The sequence below is a fragment of the Colwellia sp. 6M3 genome (assembly GCF_014077595.1).
GTDB lineage: Bacteria > Pseudomonadota > Gammaproteobacteria > Enterobacterales > Alteromonadaceae > Cognaticolwellia.
On the sequence record NZ_JACGWF010000017.1, the window covers coordinates 47,248 to 57,522 of the forward strand.

Genomic DNA, 10,275 nt, shown 5'->3' on the forward strand with positions numbered 1-10,275 from the left:
CAATGGCAAACCTATACTTTTAATCTTGTAGACTTATTTGATGCAGGTTTAGATACCAGTGAAATTGATGTAATTATGGTTTTCCCTGCTTGGGGAACGGGTGATGGAGCAGTATATCGACTAGATAATGTCGCGATAACTGCACCATAAACACGTAATTAAAAAGCTCGTGCGACTTAATGTCGCCAGCTGAGACTAATTTTAACTAAGTAGGGTTAACATGAAACATTTAACATTTTCTAAAAAACATTTAGCTGTGTGTATATCAGCCATTATCAGTTCTGGCTTTAGCCAACAGGCGTTTGCTGAAGAAGCAGACAAAGACGCATTAGCAGAAAAAGAAGCTAATGTAGAAGTAATTACGGTATCAGGTATTCGTGGCAGCTTAGTTCGCTCGATGAATATTAAACGCGATATGTCTGGCGTTGTAGATGCTATTTCTGCAGAAGAAATGGGTAAATTCCCTGATACTAACTTAGCAGAATCTTTACAACGTATTACCGGTGTTACTGTTAGCCGAAATAATGGTGAAGGTAGCCAAATTACGGTACGTGGTTTTGGACCAGATTTTAACTTAGTGACTTTAAACGGTCGCCAAATGGCTGGTACAGGCTTTACCCGTTCATTTAACTTTGAAAACCTGTCATCTGAAGGCGTTAGCTCGTTAGAGGTTATGAAAACAGCGCGTGCAGAAGCGCCAACAGGTGGATTAGGCGCAACGGTAAATATTGTTACCGCTAAGCCATTACAAAATCCAGGTCAAAAATTCTCTTTTATGGCCAAAGGAATACACGACACATCGGTAAAAGAAGGTGATGATGTCACACCAGAAATTGCTGGTATTTATAGTAATACTTTTGATGATGAGCGTTTTGGTATATCAGCTAATTTCTCTTATCATCGAAGAGACTTTCAACGTCAAGCGGCGAATGTACGTTCTTGGTTAGTTAATCCAAGCTTAACTGTTGATCCTGAAAACATTATTGATAACCGTCCTGCAGATGCAGAGGGTAACCCAGCCAAACAATTTTTTGATCCAAGTGTAGGAGAAAATGGAGAATACGTTTCTGCTTCTTTCTTTCCTCAAGAAGTAAGCTTTGCCAGAGACGATATACAACGCGAACGAACTAATGCACAAGTAACGTTTCAATTTGCACCCACTGATGACTTAATTCTTACGCTTGATCACACGGTTTCAAATGCTGTAACAGGCAATAACTCGCTTTCTTGGGGGATTTGGAATGGCTCATTTGGTGGTAACGCTAATGCTTATGAACTCGATGAAAACGGCACAGCTATTTATTACAACTCTGCTGGTGATGATGCCTCTTTTACTTCGTTTCGCGAGACGAGTGAAGTTGATTCAAAAGCGACTGGTATTAATGTTGAGTGGTATGCAACCGACGATTTAAGTTTTATCTTTGATGCTCATACGTCAAAAACTACAACGGATAATGGTAAAGACTCGGGTCTTGGTGCTAATGCAAGAATCATTCTAGGCTCTGCTGACCTTGCTTCTAAAGAGTATTCGTTCCGTGAAGGTGATGTTCCTGGCTTTAATGTTAACTGGAATAACGGTACACAAGAAATTAATCCAAACCAAATTGGTTCAAATTTCAGTATCTTTACTAGAACACCAGGCGAGTCTGAAGTATCTCAAGTACAACTAGACGGTAAGTTATTAACAGACACAAACTTTGGTTTAGAAACCGTTAAGTTTGGTGTCGCATATACTAAACAAACATTAAGTGGTTCAGGTGGTTCAAATAATGCAAACGCGCCAGGCTTTAATAATGGTACTTTTGCAGAAATATTCCCTGATAGTATGTTTGAACGAGTAGACCTTAGTAACTTCCTTGATGAATTCTCTTTTGGTTCAAACGGTGTTGCGCCAGGTTATGCTTATACCTATGACTTAGATGAAGCTTTCGCAAGACAAAGCGCTTTTTTAACTGCTGATGTAGTGGGAAGTGACGTTTACCAAATAGGCAGCTTTGACGGTTTCCCTGTTAATAAAGTTGAAGAAGAAACTATCAGTTTATATGTTTCAACTGCTTGGAATTTTGAAGTGAGTGACTATGACGTTCAAGTAAACCTTGGCGTTCGTTATGAAGAAACTGACATTGTTAGCCCGGCCAAAAGTCGCGTTGCTGAGCAAATATATTGGGCCGGTGGTTCAGAATGGATCACTCAGTTTGCCAGTGGTGGTGAGTTGGTGGAAGTCGACTTTGAAGGTAAATACGACTTACTACTTCCTATGTTAGATATAAAAGTCGACCTGAGTGATGATTTAGTGGCAAGAGCGTCATGGGGACAAACCATCACCAGACCTACATTGGGTGACATGCTTGGTAACCTGAGCTTAACCTCTTCACCAAAACTTAACTCAAGAAGTGGTAGCCGTGGTAATCCAAATTTACAACCATTTAAGTCGACTAATATCGACTTAACACTTGAATATTACTATGACGAAGCAAGTTTTGCTGCCTTAGGTTTGTTCTGGAAAGATGTTGACGACTGGATTGATAATGCGGAAGTTAAAACAACTTTTGAAGGTTTGCATGACGTATACCTAGGACAACGTTGGAATAGTGCCGTTGCAGCTATAACAGGTCGTGGTGAACAAGCGACTGATTCAGCGATATACAATGAAATTGTTGCTAATGGTGTTGGTATTGGTGAGAACAATCGAATTTTACCTGATGCTGCAACTGATCCGTTAATTGAGTGGACAATAAGTTCACCAGAAAATGTTGGCGCACGTAAAGTTAGCGGTATCGAATTGTCTATTCAGCATTTATTTGGTGAAACTGGCTTTGGTGCTGGCTTTAATGCCACTTTTGTTGACGGTGACGTTGAATACGACAACTACCTATTGGCTTCTCAAGCCGTACTTCCTGGGTTAAGTAATTCTGCTAACTTGCAAGGGTTTTACGAAAAAGATGGTTTGTCTGTCAAAGTTACAGGTGCATGGCGTGATGAGTATTTAATTGGTCAAGGCTTACCTGATGCCCAAGGTGCTCCACCACAATATGCCGAAGAGTATCTTCAGTGGGATCTAAGTGTTAACTACGAAGTGAACGAAAGTATGACGGTGTTTTTCGAAGGTGTTAATTTAACCAACGAAACGGAGCGTACATTTAGTCGCTTTGAAAGCCAGTTCTTGAGTGCAGCTCAGTACGGCCCTAGATATACCGTTGGCTTTCGATACACCATGGATAATTAATCGTTATTTAAGGTGCAATACTTGAATACCTAGTATGCAGTGGCTGTGTTGTAAAAAGAGTGAGATTAATCACTCAATAACATAGTCCTATTTACGTGTTGCACCGAATAGCTTTAATTAATAGACGGTTTTAATACGCGCTTATGGTAGCGGTAAGCGCATTTTTTATTTCGTTCTTGTTGGTGTTGTGACAATCGCTTTTAAGCGTAGCTTTTACGCAAACCACAGAGAGTTATCTTCAATTTAGGAATTTATCTTATGGCTATTACTTCGGTCGTATTAGACAAACAACATAGCACGGCTGATTTAGGTGCACCTAACCAAAATCGTTTTGCGTTGATCTCATTAACATCGTTGTTTTTTATGTGGGGCTTTATTACCTGCTTAAATGACATTCTTATCCCACACTTAAAAGCCATATTCGACTTAACTTATACCCAATCGATGTTAGTGCAGTTTTGTTTTTTTGGTGCTTACTTTATTGTTTCTTTACCTGCTGGGCAGTTAGTGAAAAAAGTAGGCTATCAAAAAGGTATTGTTGCTGGACTAGTTGTGGCAGCCTTAGGCTGCTTAATGTTTTATCCTGCTGCATCAATGCATAGCTATCCAATGTTTTTATCAGCGTTGTTCGTTTTAGCCAGTGGTATTACTATTTTACAAGTTTCGGCAAATCCTTATGTTACGTTACTTGGGCCAACAGAGTCAGCTTCTTCACGATTAACCATGACTCAGGCATTCAACTCTTTAGGTACCACAGTAGCGCCATATTTAGGTGGTTTGTTTATCCTAAATGAAGCGGTACATTCAATGGCCACTGAGCCTTCAGCAGACTCAGTTAAAGTGCCTTATTTAGTTTTAACGGCAGCTTTACTGATATTAGCGGCTATTTTTGCTTGGTTAAAACTACCTCATATTGCCAGTGCAGAAACTAAAGCCGATGAAGTTGTGACAGGCTCAGCTTGGCAATATCGTCATTTAGTTTTAGGCGCATTAGGCATATTTGTTTATGTTGGCGCTGAAGTCTCTATTGGTAGCTTTTTAATAAACTTTTTTGGTGAAGCTAATATTGCTGGCTTAGAAGAGATGCAAGCGGCTAAATACCTGACGTATTATTGGGGTGGCGCTATGGTTGGCCGCTTTATTGGCGCAGCGGTAATGCAGAAAGTTGATGCAGGTAAAACCTTAGCATTTAACGCTTTCTTTGCTGTGGTTCTAATCACTATTGCTATGTTAACCAGTGGTAGCTTAGCAATGTGGTCTATTTTGTTAGTGGGTTTATGTAACTCTATTATGTTTCCAACTATTTTCAGTTTAGCGTTAAATAGCTTAGGTAAACATACCAGTCAGGGCGCAGGCATACTTTGTTTAGCCATTGTAGGTGGTGCGATTGTGCCATTGCTACAAGGTGTATTAGCCGATATGGTTGGTGTGCAATTATCTTTTATCATACCTACAATTTGTTATATCTACATTGTTACATACGGTGTTATTGGCTCTAAACCATCGGCTGTGAACATGAAGGAACAAGCATAATGAATAAATTTTCTTATCTATTTATTTCAACGATTTCTGCATTGGGTTTAGCGGCTTGTAATTCAGACACTAAGCTTCAATCTTCTGCAGACTCTGCTGAAATAGTTAAGCAGCAACTGGCTGTTGAAGCATCAAAGTTAGCCAAGAAAGATCTGTCAATTTGGCCAACCATTGATTCAGCGGTTAAAACAGATGAAGCGGTTGAGCGCAAAGTGCAGCGCATATTGTCTACGATGACTTTAGCGCAAAAAGTAGCGCAAATGATCCAACCAGAAATTCGTGATATTACGCCTGAAGATATGCGTAAATATGGTTTTGGTTCATACCTTAATGGTGGTGGTGCTTTTCCAAACAATAACAAACATGCCACTCCAAAAGACTGGATAGCATTAGCCGAGTCAATGTATCAAGCATCAATTGATGACTCACTTGATGGTTCCACTATTCCTACTATGTGGGGAACAGACGCGGTTCATGGTCATAACAATGTTATTGGTGCAACTTTATTTCCGCATAATATTGGCTTAGGTGCGGCAAATAACCCAGCCTTAGTCGAAAAAATAGCACAAATCACCGCTACCGAAGTGATGGTAACGGGTATTGATTGGGTTTTTGCACCAACGGTAGCAACAGTTAGAGATGATCGATGGGGTCGCACTTATGAAGGTTATTCTGAAGATCCAGAAATTGTAAGATCTTATGCTGCATCTGTGGTTAAAGGTTTACAAGGCCATGCGGGTAATGACTTTTTAGGTGATGATCGCGTGATCAGTACCGTAAAGCACTTTATTGGTGACGGCGGTACAGTTGACGGTGACGACCAAGGCGATAACCTAGCATCAGAGCAAGATTTATATGACCTACATGCCCAAGGTTACGTAGGTGGTTTAACCGCTGGGGCGCAATCTGTTATGGCGTCATTCAACAGTTGGCATGGTGATAAAATTCACGGCAATCGTTATTTGTTAACCGATGTTTTGAAAAACAAAATGGGTTTTGATGGTTTTGTTGTTGGTGACTGGAATGGTCATGGACAAATTGTTGGCTGTACTAATGAAAACTGTCCACAAGCGGCAAACGCTGGTTTAGATATTTTTATGGTGCCAACCGATGCTTGGAAACCGTTAATGGAAAATACCATAGCGCAAGTCAAACAAGGCGTTATTCCACAAGCACGTATTGACGATGCGGTTAGCCGTATTTTACGGGTTAAGTTACGCGCAGGTTTGTTTGATAAACCTAGCCCGGCTAATCGACTGTTTTCTGGTAAAACTGAATTAGTGGGTAGTGAAGATCATCGAGAAGTTGCTCAACAAGCGGTAAGAGAATCTTTGGTGTTATTGAAAAACAAAGCTAATTTATTACCACTTTCACCTAAGTTAAATATTTTGGTTGCTGGTGACGCTGCTCATAACATCGGTAAGCAATCGGGTGGTTGGAGCATTACTTGGCAAGGCACTAATAACAGTAATGCAGACTTTCCAGGCGGTACATCAATTTACGATGGCTTATCTGCTCAAGTTAAAGCCGCAGGTGGCAAAATCACCTTGAGTGAACATGGTCAATTTTCACAAAAGCCAGATGTTGCCATTGTTGTTTTTGGTGAAGAACCTTATGCAGAAGGGCATGGCGATAAAGATAATTTAGCTTATCAACGCGGTATGAAAACTGATTTAGCCTTATTGAAAAAGCTTAAAGCACAAGGTATTCCTGTGGTAAGTATTTTTATCAGCGGTCGCCCTATGTGGGTAAATGCTGAACTTAATGCTAGTGATGCATTTGTTGCTGCTTGGTTACCCGGCTCTGAAGGTAAAGCTGTTGCTGATGTGTTATTAACTGACAAAAATAAAAAGATACAACATGACTTTAAAGGAAAGTTGTCTTTTTCTTGGCCGAAAACAGCAAGCCAAATCGTTAACCGATTTGACGAAGTTTACGACCCGTTATTACCTTACGGTTTTGGTTTAACGTACAAAAATAACAAAGAACAAATACTTTTATCAGATACATTATCTGAAGAAGTTAGCAGTGATGAAGGTCTAACCAAAAACACCAAAATATTCTCTGGTCAAGTAGCTAAACCATGGCGCATGTTCTTGTCATCTGAGCAGCAATCAATTGAACTACGCTCAAATAGTGGCAAACTACCAGGTATTGCTTATCGTACGGTGGATAAAGTTGTTCAAGAAGATGCATTTCGACTTGATACTACTGGCACTGCAAAAACAGGTGTTGTATTTTCAAGTAGCTTTAGTGAAGATCTTGGTTTTGAACTAGAGCAAAACTCTGCCTTGGTTATTACCGTAAAGCGTGACTCAAGCATAACTGAGCCAGTGGTTGTTGAAATGCACTGTGAATCAATAGGTGACGCATTGGGTAGCTGTCGTGCGGCTGTTGATATTACTCAGCAGATACAAGCGATTGAGCAAGGGCAGTGGCAAGATATTGCAATTAACTTACAATGCTTTGTTAAAAAAGGAATTGCGATGGACAAAGTTGTGTCCCCGTTTGCCTTATATACCCAAGGCGCTGTTAAGCTTTCAGTAAGTGATATTCATTTTCAACCACAAGCTGAAATTAATACACCAAAGACGTTATTAATTCAATGTCCTTAATCGCTAAATCTTAAGACATAATAACTTTATTAAAAAGGCGAGTAGTTTTCTACTCGCCTTTTTATTTACAGGATTTACGGTATGCTGTGGTGACAGGACGTCAATGAACGGCGACATTTTTTTGATGAATACTTTCAATACAAAAAGCAATTCCACAAAAATACTTCAGAGTTGATATTCACCCTTCAGGAAGGTCAATTCCATCTTTTCTGCAATTAACCCAAGACTATTGGGGCAAAAACCACGATAATTCCCCGTATTAAGATAAATTCGCTCGATAGCAAAGTTTCAAAGTGAAATTTTGGTAGTTACAGCAATCAATTGTGGGACCCATACCAATGGAAATTAAAGTTAATTTTCTCGACAACGTAAAAGTTGAAGCCAAATTTGATGACTTTAGCGTCATTGCCGACCAACCTATTCGTTATAAAGGTGATGGTTCAGCACCAGGTCCTTTTGACTATTTTCTCGCTTCTTCTGCTATGTGTGCTGCATATTTTGTTAAGGTGTATTGTAATTCTCGTGATATTCCAACGGAAAATATTCGTTTATCACAAAACAATATTGTTGACCCTGAAGATCGCTATAAACAAATATTTCAAATTCAAGTTGAGCTACCTGAAAGCATTTCAGAAAAAGACCGTTTAGGTATTCGCCGCTCAATTGATCGTTGTACGGTAAAAAAAGTCATACAAACAGGTCCTGAATTTAAAGTTGATCTAGTAGATAGCTTAGAAGATGACGCGCAAGCTATGTTAATGGCAGGCTCTGAAGGTGGAGAAAGTACGTATATTTTAGGTAAAGACTTACCGCTAGAAGAAACTATTAAAAATATGACCGCACTTTTGGCGGGCTTAGGTATGAAAATTGAGATTGCCTCATGGCGCAATATTGTTCCTAACGTTTGGTCTTTACATATTCGTGATGCCGCTTCACCGATGTGTTTTACCAATGGTAAAGGCGCAACGAAAGAAAGCGCACTTTGTTCAGCCTTAGGTGAGTTTATTGAACGCCTTAATTGTAATTTCTTTTATAACGATCAGTTTTTGGGCCAAGACATTGCTAACAGTGACTTTGTACATTATCCGAATGAAAAGTGGTTCAAATTAGATGAAAGTGATGATTTACCTAGCGGCATTTTAGATGACTATTGCCTCGATATTTACAACCCTGATGATGAACTACGTGGTTCAAATTTAATTGATACTAACTCAGGCAATGCGGAACGTGGTATTTGTGCAATTCCTTATGTTCGTCAATCTGACGGCGAAACGGTTTATATTCCATCAAACTTAATTGAAAACTTATTTTTAAGTAATGGTATGAGTGCAGGTAATAACCTAGCTGAAGCGCAAGTGCAGTGTTTGTCTGAAATATTCGAGAGAGCAGTAAAAAGACAAATAATTGAACAAGAAATTGTTTTACCAGATGTTCCGAAAAACGTGCTTGAGAAGTATCCGAGTATTCTTGAAGGTATTGACGCACTAGAGAAACAAGGCTTCCCTGTTGTGGTTAAAGATGCCTCATTAGGCGGACAATTTCCGGTTATGTGTGTAACTTTAATGAACCCAAAAACTGGTGGCGTATTTGCCTCTTTTGGTGCTCACCCAAGTTTTGAGGTAGCGTTAGAACGCAGTTTAACTGAATTGTTACAAGGGCGCAGTTTTGAAGGCCTAAATGATGTACCAAGACCAACATTTAACAGCCTTGCGGTATCTGAGCCTGAAAATGCTGTAGAGCACTTTATTGATTCAACGGGCGTAATTTCGTGGCGTTTCTTCAGTAATAAACAAGACTATGAATTCTGCGAATGGGATTTTTCTGGCACGAGTGCAGAAGAAAACGATCGTTTATTCGCTATTTTAAAAGACTTAGGCAAAGAAGCTTATGTTGCGGTATTTGATCAACTTGGCGCTACCGCTTGTCGTATTTTAGTTCCTGACTATTCTGAGATTTATCCCGTTGAAGATTTGGTTTGGGATAATACTAATAAAGCCTTAAATTACCGTGAAGATATCCTCAACCTTCATATTTTAGATGATGACGAACTAGAAAGTTTAGTGACTCGTTTAGAGGATAGTCAGCTAGATAACTATATTGATATTAGAACCTTAATAGGTATTGAGTTTGATGAAAATACCGTTTGGGGACAACTCACTATTTTAGAGCTTAAAATACTGATTTATTTAGCCCTAGGTGCATTGGAAGATGCACAAGAGTTAGTTGAAGAGTTTTTACAGTTTAACGACAACACGGTTGAACGCCGCCTGTTTTATCAAGCGATGCAAGCGGTGCTTGAGATCATTATTGACGAAGATATGGCGTTGGAAGATTTTATTGCTAACCTAAATAGAATGTTTGGCAAAGAAACGATGAATAATGTTGTTGGCTCGGCATATGGTGAGGTTAAATTCTTTGGTCTTACTAAAACAGGTATGGATTTAGCTGGCTTAGATAAACACTTAAGATTAATCGACAGCTACAAGAAACTTCATCAGGCTCGAAAAATTCAAGCAGAAAATAAATAAAGGCTAAACTCGTTAATTAAACGATAACGATTTCAAGCCAGTTATAACAACTTTAAAAAGCCAATACCTAATGATAGGTGTTGGCTTTTTTTATAAGCGGCTATGTGTGTTCTTAATTTGGTTTGTCTTTATTTTAGGCAAAAAAAAGCGTTTACCAAAAGGTAAACGCATTAAACAACATATAATAAAAACATAAAACACTCAGGGAAGTAAGTCTCTCATATAGTAAGAGGTGTGTTTTGAGGATAAGTTCAATTTGATTCAAAATTTTTTATGAATGTAGATTGAGTTACTTATATTAGGCAATAAAGGTGAGTTATTTTCTTAATGGTTAAATGGAACAAGCTAAATTAAATAAGCCAAAGGAAATAAG

At 39.0% G+C, this 10,275-nt stretch carries 4 protein-coding genes; all 4 read left to right on the forward strand.

Annotation, left to right across the window (positions count from 1 at the left end; all coding sequences use genetic code 11):
• Nucleotides 1-220: 220 nt before the first annotated feature.
• The 4 genes from H4J50_RS05840 to H4J50_RS05855 all read left to right on the forward strand — a co-directional run bounded on the left by H4J50_RS05840 (nucleotide 221) and on the right by H4J50_RS05855 (nucleotide 9,902).
• Nucleotides 221-3,226, forward strand: coding sequence for a TonB-dependent receptor (locus tag H4J50_RS05840; RefSeq protein ID WP_182255041.1), 3,006 nt, complete (start codon nucleotides 221-223; stop codon nucleotides 3,224-3,226).
• Nucleotides 3,227-3,490: 264 nt separating this feature from the next.
• Complete coding sequence (locus H4J50_RS05845) at nucleotides 3,491-4,759, forward strand: sugar MFS transporter (protein WP_404842745.1); 1,269 nt, start codon at nucleotides 3,491-3,493, stop codon at nucleotides 4,757-4,759.
• Complete coding sequence (locus H4J50_RS05850; RefSeq protein ID WP_182255045.1) at nucleotides 4,759-7,374, forward strand: exo 1,3/1,4-beta-D-glucan glucohydrolase; 2,616 nt, start codon at nucleotides 4,759-4,761, stop codon at nucleotides 7,372-7,374. Before H4J50_RS05845 ends, H4J50_RS05850 begins: the two co-directional genes overlap by 1 nt.
• Nucleotides 7,375-7,712: 338 nt before the next feature.
• Entirely contained in the window at nucleotides 7,713-9,902 is a 2,190-nt protein-coding gene (locus H4J50_RS05855; protein WP_182255047.1) for an OsmC domain/YcaO domain-containing protein, read from the forward strand.
• Nucleotides 9,903-10,275: the final 373 nt, after the last annotated feature.

Coding starts and splice junctions, on each gene's coding strand:
- H4J50_RS05840 (WP_182255041.1), top strand. CDS start 221: ATGAAACATTTAACATTTTCTAAAAAACATTTAGCTGTGTGTATATCA.
- H4J50_RS05855 (WP_182255047.1), top strand. CDS start 7,713: ATGGAAATTAAAGTTAATTTTCTCGACAACGTAAAAGTTGAAGCCAAA.
- H4J50_RS05850 (WP_182255045.1), top strand. CDS start 4,759: ATGAATAAATTTTCTTATCTATTTATTTCAACGATTTCTGCATTGGGT.